The organism is Sutcliffiella sp. FSL R7-0096, assembly GCF_038595065.1.
Lineage (GTDB): Bacteria > Bacillota > Bacilli > Bacillales > Bacillaceae_I > Sutcliffiella_A.
This window is the reverse complement of sequence record NZ_CP152003.1, coordinates 1-15,817: the sequence shown is the minus strand read 5'-3', so window position 1 is coordinate 15,817 and position 15,817 is coordinate 1. Positions and strand designations below refer to the sequence as shown.

Annotated in this window: 9 protein-coding genes, 2 tRNA genes and 2 rRNA genes; all 13 read right to left on the bottom strand. The window is 45.7% G+C overall.

Features of this window, described 5'->3' with window-relative positions; translation table 11 throughout:
- Window positions 1–16: 16 nt before the first annotated feature.
- Window positions 17–2,948, bottom strand: a 23S ribosomal RNA gene (locus tag MKY77_RS00065).
- A gap of 204 nt (window positions 2,949–3,152) precedes the next feature.
- Window positions 3,153–3,228: transfer RNA gene (locus tag MKY77_RS00060), tRNA-Ala, on the bottom strand.
- Between the two features lie 23 nt (window positions 3,229–3,251).
- A tRNA-Ile gene (locus MKY77_RS00055) sits at window positions 3,252–3,328 on the bottom strand.
- 60 nt (window positions 3,329–3,388) lie between these two features.
- Window positions 3,389–4,940 (bottom strand): 16S ribosomal RNA (locus tag MKY77_RS00050).
- Together the 16S and 23S rRNA genes with 2 tRNA genes alongside form the textbook arrangement of a ribosomal RNA operon.
- Before the next feature lie 390 nt (window positions 4,941–5,330).
- Window positions 5,331–6,401: an HD-GYP domain-containing protein gene (locus MKY77_RS00045; RefSeq protein WP_339148269.1), complete on the bottom strand. Its 1,071-nt coding sequence runs from the start codon at window positions 6,399–6,401 to the stop codon at window positions 5,331–5,333.
- A 79-nt stretch (window positions 6,402–6,480) separates the two neighbouring features.
- Window positions 6,481–8,973, bottom strand: coding sequence for a DNA gyrase subunit A (gene gyrA, locus MKY77_RS00040; RefSeq protein WP_339148268.1), 2,493 nt, complete (start codon window positions 8,971–8,973; stop codon window positions 6,481–6,483).
- Between the two features lie 115 nt (window positions 8,974–9,088).
- On the bottom strand, window positions 9,089–11,014 hold the full coding sequence (gene gyrB / locus MKY77_RS00035; protein ID WP_339149916.1) for a DNA topoisomerase (ATP-hydrolyzing) subunit B: 1,926 nt from the start codon (window positions 11,012–11,014) through the stop codon (window positions 9,089–9,091).
- Window positions 11,015–11,237: 223 nt separating this feature from the next.
- Complete coding sequence (locus MKY77_RS00030) at window positions 11,238–11,486, bottom strand: extracellular matrix/biofilm biosynthesis regulator RemA family protein (RefSeq protein ID WP_339148267.1); 249 nt, start codon at window positions 11,484–11,486, stop codon at window positions 11,238–11,240.
- An 11-nt stretch (window positions 11,487–11,497) separates the two neighbouring features.
- Window positions 11,498–12,619: a DNA replication/repair protein RecF gene (gene recF / locus MKY77_RS00025; RefSeq protein WP_339148266.1), complete on the bottom strand. Its 1,122-nt coding sequence runs from the start codon at window positions 12,617–12,619 to the stop codon at window positions 11,498–11,500.
- 17 nt (window positions 12,620–12,636) lie between these two features.
- A complete protein-coding gene (gene yaaA, locus MKY77_RS00020; RefSeq protein WP_339148265.1) occupies window positions 12,637–12,849 on the bottom strand; it encodes a S4 domain-containing protein YaaA in 213 nt (70 codons plus the stop codon).
- Between the two features lie 155 nt (window positions 12,850–13,004).
- The gene (dnaN, locus tag MKY77_RS00015; RefSeq protein WP_339148264.1) at window positions 13,005–14,141 is read right to left on the bottom strand and encodes a DNA polymerase III subunit beta; all 1,137 of its coding nucleotides are present in this window, start codon (window positions 14,139–14,141) and stop codon (window positions 13,005–13,007) included.
- Between the two features lie 100 nt (window positions 14,142–14,241).
- A complete protein-coding gene (locus tag MKY77_RS00010) occupies window positions 14,242–14,391 on the bottom strand; it encodes a hypothetical protein (protein WP_342515557.1) in 150 nt (49 codons plus the stop codon).
- 79 nt (window positions 14,392–14,470) lie between these two features.
- Window positions 14,471–15,817 (bottom strand): chromosomal replication initiator protein DnaA, encoded by a 1,347-nt coding sequence (gene dnaA, locus MKY77_RS00005; RefSeq protein ID WP_339148263.1) that lies wholly within the window; start codon window positions 15,815–15,817, stop codon window positions 14,471–14,473.

Here is a 15,817-nt window from a genome sequence, read left to right as displayed (position 1 = left end):
CTTATTTCATCATTGTTGGGTTAAGTCCTCGATCGATTAGTATTCGTCAGCTCCACATGTCGCCATGCTTCCACCTCGAACCTATCTACCTGATCATCTTTCAGGGATCTTACTTACCGAAGTAAAAGGAAATCTCATCTTGAGGGGGGCTTCATGCTTAGATGCTTTCAGCACTTATCCCGTCCGCACGTAGCTACCCAGCTATGCCTTTGGCAAGACAACTGGTACACCAGCGGTGCGTCCATCCCGGTCCTCTCGTACTAAGGACAGCTCCTCTCAAATTTCCTGCGCCCACGACGGATAGGGACCGAACTGTCTCACGACGTTCTGAACCCAGCTCGCGTACCGCTTTAATGGGCGAACAGCCCAACCCTTGGGACCGACTACAGCCCCAGGATGCGATGAGCCGACATCGAGGTGCCAAACCTCCCCGTCGATGTGGACTCTTGGGGGAGATAAGCCTGTTATCCCCGGGGTAGCTTTTATCCGTTGAGCGATGGCCCTTCCATGCGGAACCACCGGATCACTAAGCCCGACTTTCGTCCCTGCTCGACTTGTAGGTCTCGCAGTCAAGCTCCCTTGTGCCTTTACACTCTGCGAATGATTTCCAACCATTCTGAGGGAACCTTTGGGCGCCTCCGTTACTCTTTAGGAGGCGACCGCCCCAGTCAAACTGCCCACCTGACACTGTCTCCCAGCCCGATAAGGGCTGCGGGTTAGAATTTCAATACAGCCAGGGTAGTATCCCACCGACGCCTCCACCGAAGCTAGCGCTCCGGCTTCTCAGGCTCCTACCTATCCTGTACAAGCTGTACCAAAATTCAATATCAGGCTACAGTAAAGCTCCACGGGGTCTTTCCGTCCTGTCGCGGGTAACCTGCATCTTCACAGGTACTATAATTTCACCGAGTCTCTGGTTGAGACAGTGCCCAGATCGTTACGCCTTTCGTGCGGGTCGGAACTTACCCGACAAGGAATTTCGCTACCTTAGGACCGTTATAGTTACGGCCGCCGTTTACTGGGGCTTCGGTTCAAAGCTTCGCTTGCGCTAACCTCTCCCCTTAACCTTCCAGCACCGGGCAGGCGTCAGCCCCTATACTTCGCCTTACGGCTTCGCAGAGACCTGTGTTTTTGCTAAACAGTCGCCTGGGCCTATTCACTGCGGCTCTCTCGGGCTTTAACACCCTAACAGAGCACCCCTTCTCCCGAAGTTACGGGGTCATTTTGCCGAGTTCCTTAACCAGAGTTCTCTCGCTCACCTTAGGATTCTCTCCTCGCCTACCTGTGTCGGTTTGCGGTACGGGCACCATACTCCTCGCTAGAGGCTTTTCTTGGCAGTGTGAAATCAGGAACTTCGGTACTATATTTCCCTCGCTATCACAGCTCAGCCTTATCGAGAAGCGGATTTGCCTACTTCTCAGCCTTACTGCTTAGACGCGCATATCCAACAGCGCGCTTACCCTATCCTTCTGCGTCCCCCCATTGCTCAAACGGAGTGGAGGTGGTACAGGAATATCAACCTGTTATCCATCGCCTACGCCTTTCGGCCTCGGCTTAGGTCCCGACTAACCCTGAGCGGACGAGCCTTCCTCAGGAAACCTTAGGCATTCGGTGGAAGGGATTCTCACCCTTCTTTCGCTACTCATACCGGCATTCTCACTTCTAAGCGCTCCACCAGTCCTTACGGTCTAGCTTCAACGCCCTTAGAACGCTCTCCTACCACTGTTCGTAAGAACAGTCCGCAGCTTCGGTGATACGTTTAGCCCCGGTACATTTTCGGCGCAGAGTCACTCGACCAGTGAGCTATTACGCACTCTTTAAATGGTGGCTGCTTCTAAGCCAACATCCTGGTTGTCTAAGCAACTCCACATCCTTTTCCACTTAACGTATACTTGGGGACCTTAGCTGGCGGTCTGGGCTGTTTCCCTCTTGACTACGGATCTTATCACTCGCAGTCTGACTCCCATGGATAAGTCTTTGGCATTCGGAGTTTGACTGAATTCGGTAATCCGATGAGGACCCCTAGTCCAATCAGTGCTCTACCTCCAAGACTCTAACACATGAGGCTAGCCCTAAAGCTATTTCGGAGAGAACCAGCTATCTCCAGGTTCGATTGGCATTTCACCCCTACCCACACCTCATCCGCTCACTTTTCAACGTGAGTCGGTTCGGGCCTCCATTCAGTGTTACCTGAACTTCACCCTGGACATGGGTAGATCACCTGGTTTCGGGTCTACGACCACGTACTCATTCGCCCTATTCAGACTCGCTTTCGCTACGGCTCCGTCTCTTCGACTTAACCTTGCACGGGATCGTAACTCGCCGGTTCATTCTACAAAAGGCACGCTATCACCCATTAACGGGCTCTAACTACTTGTAGGCACACGGTTTCAGGATCTATTTCACTCCCCTTCCGGGGTGCTTTTCACCTTTCCCTCACGGTACTGGTTCACTATCGGTCACTAGGGAGTATTTAGCCTTGGGAGATGGTCCTCCCTGCTTCCGACGGGATTTCTCGTGTCCCGCCGTACTCAGGATCCACTCAGGAGGGAACGAAGTTTCAACTACAGGGTTTTTACCTTCTATGACGGACCTTTCCAGATCGCTTCATTTACCCCGTTCCTTTGTAACTCCATGTTGAGTGTCCTACAACCCCAAGAGGCAAGCCTCTTGGTTTGGGCTAATTCCGTTTCGCTCGCCGCTACTCAGGAAATCGCGTTTGCTTTCTCTTCCTCCGGGTACTAAGATGTTTCAGTTCCCCGGGTCTGCCTTCATTACCCTATGTATTCAGGTAAAGATACTGCTCCATTACGAGCAGTGGGTTTCCCCATTCGGAAATCTCCGGATCAAAGCTTACTTACAGCTCCCCGAAGCATATCGGTGTTAGTCCCGTCCTTCATCGGCTCCTAGTGCCAAGGCATCCACCGTGCGCCCTTAATAACTTAACCGTCGACCAAAATTGGTCATGTGTCGATATCAGCGATGATATCTATAAGAAAATTACTAAGATGAACGATATTTTGTGAATATCTTGATATTAGTTACATTATCTAGTTTTCAAGGAACAACTATGACTATTCGTAAGAATTGTCTAGGGATAAATCGGATGATTTATCTGTATGGTTGATTATTTTCACAGAGTGAAAAAATCTTGGTGGAGCCTAGCGGGATCGAACCGCTGACCTCCTGCGTGCAAAGCAGGCGCTCTCCCAGCTGAGCTAAGGCCCCATAAAAGTTCTATAATTAAAAAATGGTGGGCCTAAGTGGACTCGAACCACCGACCTCACGCTTATCAGGCGTGCGCTCTAACCAGCTGAGCTATAGGCCCCGACTATCTATGAGAGAGATCTCTCAAAACTAAACAAAACAACAAGCGTACATTCCTTAGAAAGGAGGTGATCCAGCCGCACCTTCCGATACGGCTACCTTGTTACGACTTCACCCCAATCATCTGTCCCACCTTAGGCGGCTGGCTCCAAAAGGTTACCCCACCGACTTCGGGTGTTACAAACTCTCGTGGTGTGACGGGCGGTGTGTACAAGGCCCGGGAACGTATTCACCGCGGCATGCTGATCCGCGATTACTAGCGATTCCGGCTTCATGCAGGCGAGTTGCAGCCTGCAATCCGAACTGAGAACGGTTTTATGGGATTGGCTCGACCTCGCGGTTTTGCTGCCCTTTGTACCGTCCATTGTAGCACGTGTGTAGCCCAGGTCATAAGGGGCATGATGATTTGACGTCATCCCCACCTTCCTCCGGTTTGTCACCGGCAGTCACCTTAGAGTGCCCAACTGAATGCTGGCAACTAAGATCAAGGGTTGCGCTCGTTGCGGGACTTAACCCAACATCTCACGACACGAGCTGACGACAACCATGCACCACCTGTCACTCTGTCCCCCGAAGGGGAACGTCCTATCTCTAGGAGTGTCAGAGGATGTCAAGACCTGGTAAGGTTCTTCGCGTTGCTTCGAATTAAACCACATGCTCCACCGCTTGTGCGGGCCCCCGTCAATTCCTTTGAGTTTCAGTCTTGCGACCGTACTCCCCAGGCGGAGTGCTTAATGCGTTAGCTGCAGCACTAAAGGGCGGAAACCCTCTAACACTTAGCACTCATCGTTTACGGCGTGGACTACCAGGGTATCTAATCCTGTTTGCTCCCCACGCTTTCGCGCCTCAGTGTCAGTTACAGACCAGAAAGTCGCCTTCGCCACTGGTGTTCCTCCAAATCTCTACGCATTTCACCGCTACACTTGGAATTCCACTTTCCTCTTCTGCACTCAAGTCCCCCAGTTTCCAATGACCCTCCACGGTTGAGCCGTGGGCTTTCACATCAGACTTAAAGGACCACCTGCGCGCGCTTTACGCCCAATAATTCCGGACAACGCTTGCCACCTACGTATTACCGCGGCTGCTGGCACGTAGTTAGCCGTGGCTTTCTGGTTAGGTACCGTCAAGGTGCGAGCAGTTACTCTCGCACTTGTTCTTCCCTAACAACAGAGCTTTACGACCCGAAGGCCTTCATCGCTCACGCGGCGTTGCTCCATCAGACTTTCGTCCATTGTGGAAGATTCCCTACTGCTGCCTCCCGTAGGAGTCTGGGCCGTGTCTCAGTCCCAGTGTGGCCGATCACCCTCTCAGGTCGGCTACGCATCGTCGCCTTGGTGAGCCGTTACCTCACCAACTAGCTAATGCGCCGCGGGCCCATCTGTAAGTGATAGCCGAAACCATCTTTCAATAAAGAACCAGGAGGTTCCTTATATTATCCGGTATTAGCTCCGGTTTCCCGAAGTTATCCCAGTCTTACAGGCAGGTTGCCCACGTGTTACTCACCCGTCCGCCGCTGACCTTTCAAAAGCAAGCTTTTGAAAGGTCCGCTCGACTTGCATGTATTAGGCACGCCGCCAGCGTTCGTCCTGAGCCAGGATCAAACTCTCCAATAAAGAGTCTGAGCTTTTGCTCAAAATTTGCTAGCTTGTGTTACTTAAATCATTTTGTTAATCCCGTAGGATTAACGTTATGACGCTGTTGTTTTGTTTAGTTTTCAAAGAACTCTTTAGTTAGTGTCACTTGTCGAAAGCGACTTCACTAATATATCATTTATCAGCATGTAAGTCAACATCTTTTTATTTTCTTTTTTCAAGATCATGTAGGATGTAAGCTGCTGTCGTTGCTGACTTGATTGATTATAGCACGGTGGCGATAGGGATGCAATTACTTTTTTAATATATTTTTAATTTCTTTTTTCACTGAACTATTATCGACTTTAGGGCTTGATCGGACTCTCAACCGTAAAGGAAAAGGAGGGGTATATAACGCCCCTCCTTATCAGCCTATTTCACGACTTCTTCTATATAGATATCTAATTCCTGGGTCAATGTAATGAAGCGATCCGAGTCAAGTTCCCTTACCATTGGCCTTGGGGGATTACTTGGATCAAGAAAAACAATTTCAGCGATCTTTTCATTGGAGAGTCTGATTTTGTCTCCTATGCTGAAACTACAAACATTTGTTATAAGGGCTTGGACGATAGATAGATCATATTTTCCAAAGGTTTCATGCTTGAGCTGTTCCAACACTTTAAAGGGTGATTGCTTGCTTCGATATTTTCTTGGTGATGTCATGGCATGAAAGACGTCAGCTACAGCAAGTATCTTTGTATAAGGATGGATCTTGTCTTCTGCAAGCCCGAAAGGATATCCGGTTTTATCATAGCGCTCGTGATGTTGAAGGACCGCAAGTTTTATTTCATCTTGGATGACCGGTTGTTTGCTAACCATTTGGTAACTCAAGATGGGATGTTCTTTGATTTGGGAAAACTCTTCTCTTTTAAGTACAGCCACGTTTTTCAAGATTTTTTGATCAATGCGCGACATGCCGCAATCCATCAAGAATCCAGCTATTCCAACCTGGATGATGTCTTTCTTTTTATTCCCAAGGGCGTTTGCTATAGCCGCTGCGATGAGTGCCACTGCCACGGAATGGTGGTAGATGTATTCTTCTTCATTTGTATAATGATAAACGGTGAACACTTCTTCTTGGTGTTGTAGGGACTTCTCTATCAAAGGAATGATTGTCTTACGTACAGCGCTGTAATCGATGGGGGTCCCGGATTCCCAACCCTCATACATTCTTTTATAGGCTTGGGTCGCTTTAAAGTACAATTGCAGGAAGGAGTCTTCTTTTGGCTTTTTTTCTATCATTGCTAAAAGTTGAGGATTGAATGGCTGTCCATTTGAAAGAAAAGTTTCCACTTCTACTTTTTCCACAAGAAAAGATTCCAGTATTTCGATATGTTCGTTTGTCAGGACGGTTCTTTTGGTCATGATGGGCTTGGAGGTGAGTGCTTTTACCTCCTTTGCTAAGATACATCCTTCCACCAACTGCTCGGTTTTTACTAACATGAACGTCTCTCTCCTTATAAACAAAGAGGAACACATGAAAGTGCTCCTCTGTTAGAGTTGATCATTTACTATGCATCTTTTATTCTTCGACCTCTTCGGTGGAATTTCCTTCTTCGATTTCTGTATCTTCCGAACCATCTTCTGGTTCGTCTTCTTTGTCTACTCTTGCCACAGTCGTGACAAATTCATTATCTGCAAGACGAATCAGCTTTACCCCTTGGGTGTTTCGGCCCATTTGAGAGATCCCGTCCACTGACATACGAATCAGAACGCCGCTCGCCGTGATAAGCATCAAGTCCTCTTCGGTTGTTACAGTCTTCACTGAAACAAGCTCCCCATTACGCTCGGTAATGTTGCACGTCTTGATTCCTTTTCCTCCACGGCTTTGGATTCGGTACTCTTCTGCTGGGGTACGTTTACCATATCCGTTCTTGGTTACGACCAATACATCGAGGCCTTCATCCAACAGCTCCATTCCCACTACTTCATCGCTGTCGGAAATGGATATACCTTTTACGCCGGTTGCCGTTCTTCCCATGGAACGTACATCTGTTTCATGGAAACGGATGAGCATCCCTTTCTTCGTTCCGATAATCATCTCTTTCGTTCCGTCCGTTAATTTAACCGATATCAATTCATCATTATCACGAAGTCCTAATGCAATCAGCCCACCTTTACGGATGTTGGCGAACTGGGATAACGGAGAACGCTTGGAGATACCATGCTTGGTTGTAAAGAACAAGTACCAGTCATCCACAAAATCTTCTACCGGGATAATGGCATTGACCCATTCCCCTTTCTCCACTTCTAACAGATTGATGATCGGAATTCCTTTGGCTGTACGGCTGAACTCTGGAATTTCATAACCTTTTGCACGGTATACTTTTCCTTTGTTTGTAAAGAATAAAAGCGTATCGTGTGTGGACGTTGTCAACAAGTGTTCGACAAAGTCGTTCTCATTGGTTCCCATCCCTTGAATTCCACGGCCGCCTCTTCGTTGGCTACGGTAAGTGGAAAGAGGCAGACGCTTAATATAGCCATTATGTGTAAGGGTAATCACGACATTTTGACGTGGAATCAAATCCTCGTCCTCAATGTTTTCAAAACCGCCAACCATAATTTCGGTACGACGAGTGTCATTGAATCGTTCTTTTACTTCTGTTAATTCCTCACGAATAATTTCAAGTACCTTTTCTTCATCTGCAAGGATCGCTTTCAGTTCAGCAATAAGCTGCATGAGCCCTTGGTATTCTTCTTCTATCTTTTCGCGTTCTAAGCCTGTTAGACGTTGAAGTCGCATATCTAGAATCGCCTGTGCTTGTTTTTCAGATAGAGAGAATTCGGTCATTAAGCCTTCACGGGCTATATCAGCTGTTTGGGAACTACGGACCAAGGTGATAACAGCATCCAAGTGATCTAGGGCAATACGCAGACCTTCTAAGATGTGTGCTCTTGCTTCCGCTTTTCGCAGTTCAAATGCTGTACGGCGCTTGATTACCACTTTTTGATGTTCTAGGTAGTAATACAGACATTGTTTCAAGTTCAATACTTTCGGTTCACCATTTACTAATGCAAGCAGGTTGATACCAAAGCTTGTTTGAAGGGAAGTCTGTTTATATAAATTATTAAGAAGCACATTGGCATTCGCGTCTTTTTTGACTTCCATGACGATTCGCATTCCGTTACGGTCGGATTCATCACGTAAATCGGAAATGCCTTCTATCTTCTTATCACGCACAAGGTCTGCAATTTTTTCAATCAGCTTTGCTTTATTTACTTGGTAAGGTAGTTCATGAACAAGGATGACTTCTCTGCCGTTCGGCTTCGTTTCGATCTCCACTTTTGCACGAACCGTGATGGAACCGCGACCAGTTTCATATGCTCTTCTGATTCCGCTTCTGCCTAATATTTGTCCAGCTGTCGGGAAATCCGGGCCAGGGATGATTTCCATCAACTCCGGTATGGTAATGTCAGGGTCCTTACTTACAGCAAGTACTCCGTCGATTATTTCACCAAGTTGATGTGGTGGGATATTCGTTGCCATCCCTACTGCGATACCAGAAGCACCGTTTACAAGCAGGTTTGGAAAACGTGCTGGTAACACGATTGGTTCTCTTTCAGAACCATCGTAGTTATCTTGATAGTCAATGGTATCTTTGTTGATGTCCCGAAGGATTTCCATCGAGATCTTTGACATTCTTGCCTCGGTGTAACGCATTGCTGCTGCAGCGTCCCCATCGACTGAACCGAAGTTACCGTGTCCATCGATCAGCATGTAACGGAAGTTGAAATCCTGCGCCATACGGACCATTGTGTCATAAACGGCAGAGTCACCATGTGGATGGTACTTCCCGATTACTTCCCCGACGATACGGGCGGATTTTTTATAAGCTTTATCAGCTGTCATTCCCAAATCGTTCATCGCATACAGAATACGTCGGTGTACAGGCTTTAATCCGTCACGTACATCCGGCAGGGCACGGGATACGATAACACTCATGGCATAGTCCAGGAAAGATGTTCTCATTTCCTGACTGATATTTATTTCTTTAACTGAGGACCTCTCAGACATAATTACGAACCTCCTTGCGAAATGTGAGTTCTAGACTACATTCGCTTTCGCTCTTCTCTATGTAAAAGACAGGATAGCATGACACTACCCCGCTTTCTTGTTTGGTTGCTTAGAATTAGATATCCAAGTTCTTCACGTAACGTGCATTATCTTGGATAAAGTTCCTTCTTGGTTCTACTTTATCGCCCATCAATATTTCGAATGTTTCATCCGCTTCAATCGCATCCTGCAAACTTACTTGCAGAAGCGTTCTTGATACAGGATCCATCGTTGTTTCCCACAGCTGTTCAGGATTCATCTCTCCAAGACCCTTGTAACGCTGGATGCCAGCTTTTGGTTGGTCGGACATGGTTGCAAGAATCTCTTCTAGCTGACGCTCATTATAAGCATACTCAATCTTTTTGCCCTGTTGGATCTTGTACAACGGCGGTTGTGCAATGTAGATGAAACCATGTTCAATGATTTGACGCATATAGCGATAGAAGAACGTCAGCAACAGGGTACGGATATGGGCCCCGTCGACGTCGGCATCGGTCATGATCACGATTTTATGATACCGGGCACGGGAGATATCGAAGTCCTCGCCAATTCCGGTTCCAAGTGCCGTGATGATGGCACGTACCTCGTTGTTGGATAAAATTTTATCCAGTCTTGCCTTCTCTACGTTAATGATTTTTCCACGTAAAGGCAGGATTGCTTGGAAGTGGCGGTCACGGCCCTGTTTAGCGGATCCACCCGCCGAATCTCCCTCAACCACATATATTTCGCTGATAGCCGGATCTTTTGAGGAGCAGTCGGCCAATTTCCCAGGCAGGCTGGAGATTTCGAGCGCGCTTTTTCTTCTTGTCAGCTCTCTCGCTTTTTTTGCAGCCATACGGGCTCTGGATGCCATTAATCCTTTTTCGACGATTTTCCTTGCCGCAGAAGGATTTTCCAGAAGGAAGCCTTCAAACTTCTCGGTGAAAACAGAGTCGGTTACCGTTCTTGCCTCACTGTTTCCTAATTTTGTTTTTGTTTGTCCCTCAAACTGTGGGTCCGGGTGCTTGATGGATACGATCGCGGTCAAGCCTTCTCGCACATCTTCCCCCGTCAGGTTTCCATCTGCATCTTTGAATATATTATTTTTACGTGCATAATCATTGATTACTCTTGTCAATGCCGTTTTAAAACCTGATTCATGTGTTCCGCCTTCATAGGTGCTGATGTTATTGGCAAATGAGTACAGATTGCTTGTGTAGCTATCATTATACTGAAGTGCCACTTCGATGGAGATGCCGTCCTTTTCTCCCTCTACAAAAACGACTTCCTCATGAATGACTTCTTTCGTACGGTTCAAATGCTCCACATAAGATGCGATACCGCCTTCATAGTGGTATTCATTTTTCTTGGATCCTTCTTCACGCTTATCCTCGATGGTGATCCGGATTCCTTTATTCAAGAACGCAAGCTCACGTAAACGGTGTGCTAATGTATCGTAGTCATATTCCTTTGTTTCTGTAAAAATCTCTTCATCGGGAACAAAATGAATGATGGTCCCTGTAATGTCGGTTTCACCAATTACTTTCAGGTCCTCATTCGGTACCCCTTTGTTATATTTTTGATAGTGGATGTTTCCATCACGATGAACATAGATCTCAAGATCGGAAGAAAGGGCATTTACTACAGACGCACCAACCCCGTGAAGACCACCGGATACTTTATAGCCGCCACCGCCGAATTTCCCTCCGGCATGAAGGACGGTCATGATGACTTCCACTGCAGGTCGTCCCATTTTCTCATGAATTCCGACCGGGATTCCACGGCCATTATCTTTTACCGTAATACTGTTATCTTTTTCTACAATGACATTGATCTCGGAGCAATATCCTGCCAACGCTTCATCGATACTGTTATCGACAATCTCCCACACCAAGTGGTGCAATCCTTTGGCACTGGTGGAACCGATATACATACCAGGTCTTTTACGAACGGCCTCTAGCCCCTCGAGTACCTGTATATTACTCTCATCATAGCTATTTTCTTGCAGTTCTTTTTGGTCCATCGTCATATCTATCACCTTCACTTTTTATTTCTACACAATAGACTTCGTTTATGGTTAACGGGGTGCGTTCCCCCTTTAGAAAAGATTGTGGTGCGCCGCTGGGGATTTCCACACAGGGCTGCGCTTTTTTCTCGGGCTACGCCCTGCGGGTCTCCCAAAAGTGCTATCTCCTGCTGGATTCTTCGCCCTGTGCTCCATTCACCAGTTAATATAACTGCTATTTCTAATAGAGCATCTCCTCAAAGGAGGTGTCCATTCTCTTTTTTAAGGTTGTCGAGGCTAAGGGAGAGAGGTAAATATTCTCTTCGGTAATCACAATTGATTTGATATCATGCTTACTAATATTTTTGATGGATTTGCTTGCCACATCCGGAAGAGAGCTTTTCCAATCCGACTGCAACAACCTGCGATCTAATATGGCAATTATTTGCGAAGCTCGCACCATCACTTCTTCTCCAATGTGCAGATACATACCCATTCACCTCAATTTCGTTTCTTGATCGTACCGGAAACCACTTCATACGTAGCCGCCTGTTTCAAGGTCTGATGATCTATTCCATCAACATTTGTCGTCGTCACGAAAGTCTGGACCTTTCCTTGTATCGTATTCAAAAGGTGGGACTGCCTATAGTCATCAAGTTCCGAAAGCACGTCATCTAAAAGGAGAATGGGATACTCCCCCACTACCGAGTGAATAAGATCTATTTCGGCAAGCTTCAGCGAAAGTGCGGTTGTGCGCTGCTGTCCTTGCGATCCGAATGTTTGGACGTCTTTTCCGTTCACTTGAAAGAGAAGGTCATCTCGATGCGGTCCGAAAAGTGTCACGCCTCTTTCAATTTCTCTAACTTTTATTTTATCAAACTTTTCGTTATATGCTTCTATCATTTTCGACAAGTTTGTTGTTTCTGATACATAATCAATAGATGGTTTGTAGATAATGGTTAATTCTTCCAATCCTCTACTGATGCTTTTATGGATGGGCTGAGCCCAGCTTTGTAACAATTGGACAAACTCCTGCCGCTTTTCCGTGATGCTTGCGGCAAGTTCAATGAGTTGCTCTGTCAGGACCAATAGCATGGTCTCGTCTTTTTGCTTTCTCGTCTGCAATTGCTTTAAATAGTGGTTCCGCTGCTGCAATACCTTTTGATACCTCGAGAGGTCATGCATATACCTCGGAGATACCTGACCCAGTTCCATATCGATGAAACGACGCCTTACCTGAGGACTGCCCTTCACAAGTGTCAGATCCTCAGGTGCAAACATGACGATATTCATATTACCGATATACTGGCTTAATTTGGTTTGCTCGATATGGTTGATCTTTGCTTTCTTCCCTTTTTTACTGATAACGAGCTGCAAGGGCAATGGCCCATTTCGTTTATGTATCCTACCCTCTATTTTAGCATACTCTTCGTCCCATCTGATAAGATCTTTATCATTGGACGTTCGGTGTGATTTAGCCATCGCCAGAACATAGATGGATTCCATGACATTTGTCTTTCCTTGCGCATTTTCTCCCAAAATGACATTCACACCGTTTTCGAATACAGCATGCAGGCTTTCATAATTCCGATAGTGTCTTAAGCTCAATTCTTCAATATACAATCCGCTTCACCAACTCATCAGGAAACAACAACATAGCTTCCATGACCGTCTATTTCTACTACATCCTGCACGACTAGTTTTCTTCCTCTTCTATCTTCAAGCTCACCATTCACCTTCACTTCATACTCCTGAAGGAACCACTTTGCCATCCCACCCGACTGAATGACATCTGCAAGCTTAAGGAATTGCCCAAGTGTAATAAATTCTGTTGAAATCTGGATTTCTTTCATCGATTCGCGCTCACTTTCTTTTTAAGGGTTATGTGATGTTGCCTGTCTTTTCTTTTAACATTCCCTTATTGTCTATTTCCTATTGTACTAGAACTTCTCCATATAGAAAAGAAAGCCACTAGGAATGGTCGCTAGTAGCTTTCTTCATCACGTTCTTAATAGGTTCTGACAGGAAGGATAAGTTGAAGCATGGAGTCATCATGCAACGTTTTGATGACAAATGGTCTCATCGCCCCGGTAAAGTTGATCAAGATCTCGTTTCCTTCGAGCGCTTTTAACGCATCCATCATGTATTTGGCACTAAAAGAGATCTTTAGTTCCTCACCACTAATGGAGTTGCTTTGAACTTGCTCCACCACTTTCCCGACTTCCGGGGAGTTTGAGGAAACCTCCAAAGTATCCGCTTCAAGTGTAGCAAGTTTTACGACGTTGTTTCTTCCCTCTCTTGCCAAAAGGCTCGCACGATCGATGGCCTGTAGGAATTCTTTCGTCGTTACCGTGATGTCTGTTTTACTTTCAGCAGGAATCAATCTGGAAGTATCCGGATAGTTTCCATCAAGCAGACGAGAAAAGAAAAGAATGTTTTTCGCCTTGAACAGTACCTGGTTCTCCGTTACGACAATGTCCAACAGCTCATTGTTATCATCGAGGATTTTATTTAATTCATTCAAGCTTTTACCAGGAATGACCACATTGCAGGAAATGTCGTTCTCCGCTTCTACTTTTGCTTTACGTAAGGCCAGACGATGACTGTCTGTTGCAATACAGGTCAATTCATGGTTTTCAAGCTTCCAGTTTACACCTGTCAAGATAGGGCGTGTTTCTGAGGTGGACACCGCGAACACTGTTTGTCGAATAATATTTTTCAAAAGATCTGTCGGTACCTTAAATACGTTCTGCTCTTCTACTTGTGGCAGATGAGGATATTCAGCAGCATCCTGGCCATTCAAGTTAAACTCAGAGTTACCGGATCGGATGGTCGTGACATATTGGCTTTGTACCTCCATCTCCACTGTATCCATAGGCAGCTTTTTAATGATTTCACTAAAAAAGCGAGCTTGCAGCACGACACTACCTGCCGTTTGCACTTCTACATTTTCAGATCCTTCTTCTTCACAAGGAATGAAAGATTCAATAGAAATATCAGAGTCACTACCAGTAAGGGTCACTCCTTCTTCTGTAGCGACAATTTTTATTCCAGTAAGAATCGGAATCGTTGTCCGGGAAGAGACGGCTTTTAGTACATCTTGAACGCTTTGAACCAGCTTGTCGCGTTGGATAATAAATTTCATCGTAATCCTCCTTATAGGGCAGGTCTATTTATATATTTTTATTAATAAAAAACAGTAGAAGTAATAGTAGGGGCTGTGATTATGTGGATAAGTCCTTTTTCTATAACAAGGAGTAGATATCCACATGTGTATAAACTGTGTTTAACTCTGGCCCACTTATGCACAGTTTCCACTGATGATCTTCTAAACACTGCTGTTGATTTCCGCGATAGGCTTCTCTTTCCGTGGAAAGTTGCTGGAACTTCCTCATTACGCACAGGAGTTTGCACCTAGCTCTACTTCCATTCGGAGTCTTTGCTATCACTCCAATCATCAGCTAAGGTTATCTATTAACTTTTTAGGGAATCTGCTATTGCTTGAACTTGTTTTTGCAGGGATGTATCTGTTTTTACTAGATTAGATATTTTTTCATGGGCATGAATGACGGTTGTATGGTCACGTCCGCCAAACTCCTCGCCGATTTTCGGTAAGGAGAAATCAGTGAGCTCCCTTGATAAGTACATGGCAATTTGACGAGGGAAAGCGACAGATTTCGTTCGCTTTTTCGCCTTGAAGTCTTCTAGTTTCACATTATATTCTTCTCCGACGGTGCGCTGGATGTCATGAATGGTCACGACTCTCGGCTTGGAGCTTGGAATGATATCTTTTAACGCTTCGGCTGCCAAATCGGCATTAATATCTTTATTGATCAAGGAGGAATAGGCGACAACCCGAATAAGTGCCCCCTCCAATTCACGGATATTGGAATCGATTTGATTGGCGATATAAAGCATCACTTCATTAGGAATATCCAAACCTTCCGCTTTCGCTTTCTTTCGTAAAATGGCGATACGCGTTTCAAGGTCCGGTGGCGTAATGTCCGTTATCAGTCCCCATTCAAAGCGGGATCTAAGACGATCTTCCAATGTTGGAATCTCTTTAGGCGGACGGTCACTGGAGATGACAATTTGCTTGCTTTCTTCATGTAAGGTGTTGAACGTATGGAAAAATTCTTCTTGTGTCTGTTCTTTTCCAGCAAGGAACTGAATATCATCAATAAGCAGCACATCGACATTTCGATATTTATTGCGGAAATCGACAGCTTTATTGTCACGAATGGAATTAATGAATTCATTGGTAAATTTTTCGGATGATAAATAGACCACCTTTGCCGCTGGGTTATGCTCGATGACATAATGCCCGATCGCATGCATTAAGTGGGTTTTTCCCAGTCCAACGCCCCCATATATGAAAAGCGGGTTATAGGCTTTTGCTGGAGCTTCTGCCACGGCCAGGGATGCCGCATGGGCAAACCTGTTCCCAGATCCGATGACAAACGTGTCAAATGTGTATTTAGGATTCAACATATTTTGCGGAATTTCTATAGAATCATCGTCTTTTTTCACTTTTGCAGGCGGAGTTTTGATTTCTATCTCTTCATCCGCTTGGTTTTGAGGAATAATGAATTTGATGGAAAGCTCTTCCCCTGTGATATCCGAAATGGTTTCTCCAATAAGACCAGAATATCTAGACTCAAGCCAGTCCCTGGCAAATTCATTAGGCGCGGTAATGACCAAATTATCCCCTTGAAGTGAATGGGCCTTTGTACTTTTCAGCCATGTTTCAAAGCTTGGCTTGCTTATTTTTTTCTCTATCTGATTTAATGCCTTGACCCATAGGTCAGAAATGTTTTTCAT

Excerpts from the sequence above, each read along its gene's own strand:
- dnaA (WP_339148263.1), bottom strand. The coding sequence starts at position 15,817 with ATGAAAAACATTTCTGACCTATGGGTCAAGGCATTAAATCAGATAGAG.
- dnaN (WP_339148264.1), bottom strand. The coding sequence starts at position 14,141 with ATGAAATTTATTATCCAACGCGACAAGCTGGTTCAAAGCGTTCAAGAT.
- MKY77_RS00045 (WP_339148269.1), bottom strand. The coding sequence starts at position 6,401 with ATGTTAGTAAAAACCGAGCAGTTGGTGGAAGGATGTATCTTAGCAAAG.
- MKY77_RS00010 (WP_342515557.1), bottom strand. The coding sequence starts at position 14,391 with ATGAGGAAGTTCCAGCAACTTTCCACGGAAAGAGAAGCCTATCGCGGA.
- yaaA (WP_339148265.1), bottom strand. The coding sequence starts at position 12,849 with ATGAAAGAAATCCAGATTTCAACAGAATTTATTACACTTGGGCAATTC.
- MKY77_RS00030 (WP_339148267.1), bottom strand. The coding sequence starts at position 11,486 with ATGTATCTGCACATTGGAGAAGAAGTGATGGTGCGAGCTTCGCAAATA.
- gyrB (WP_339149916.1), bottom strand. The coding sequence starts at position 11,014 with ATGGACCAAAAAGAACTGCAAGAAAATAGCTATGATGAGAGTAATATA.
- gyrA (WP_339148268.1), bottom strand. The coding sequence starts at position 8,973 with ATGTCTGAGAGGTCCTCAGTTAAAGAAATAAATATCAGTCAGGAAATG.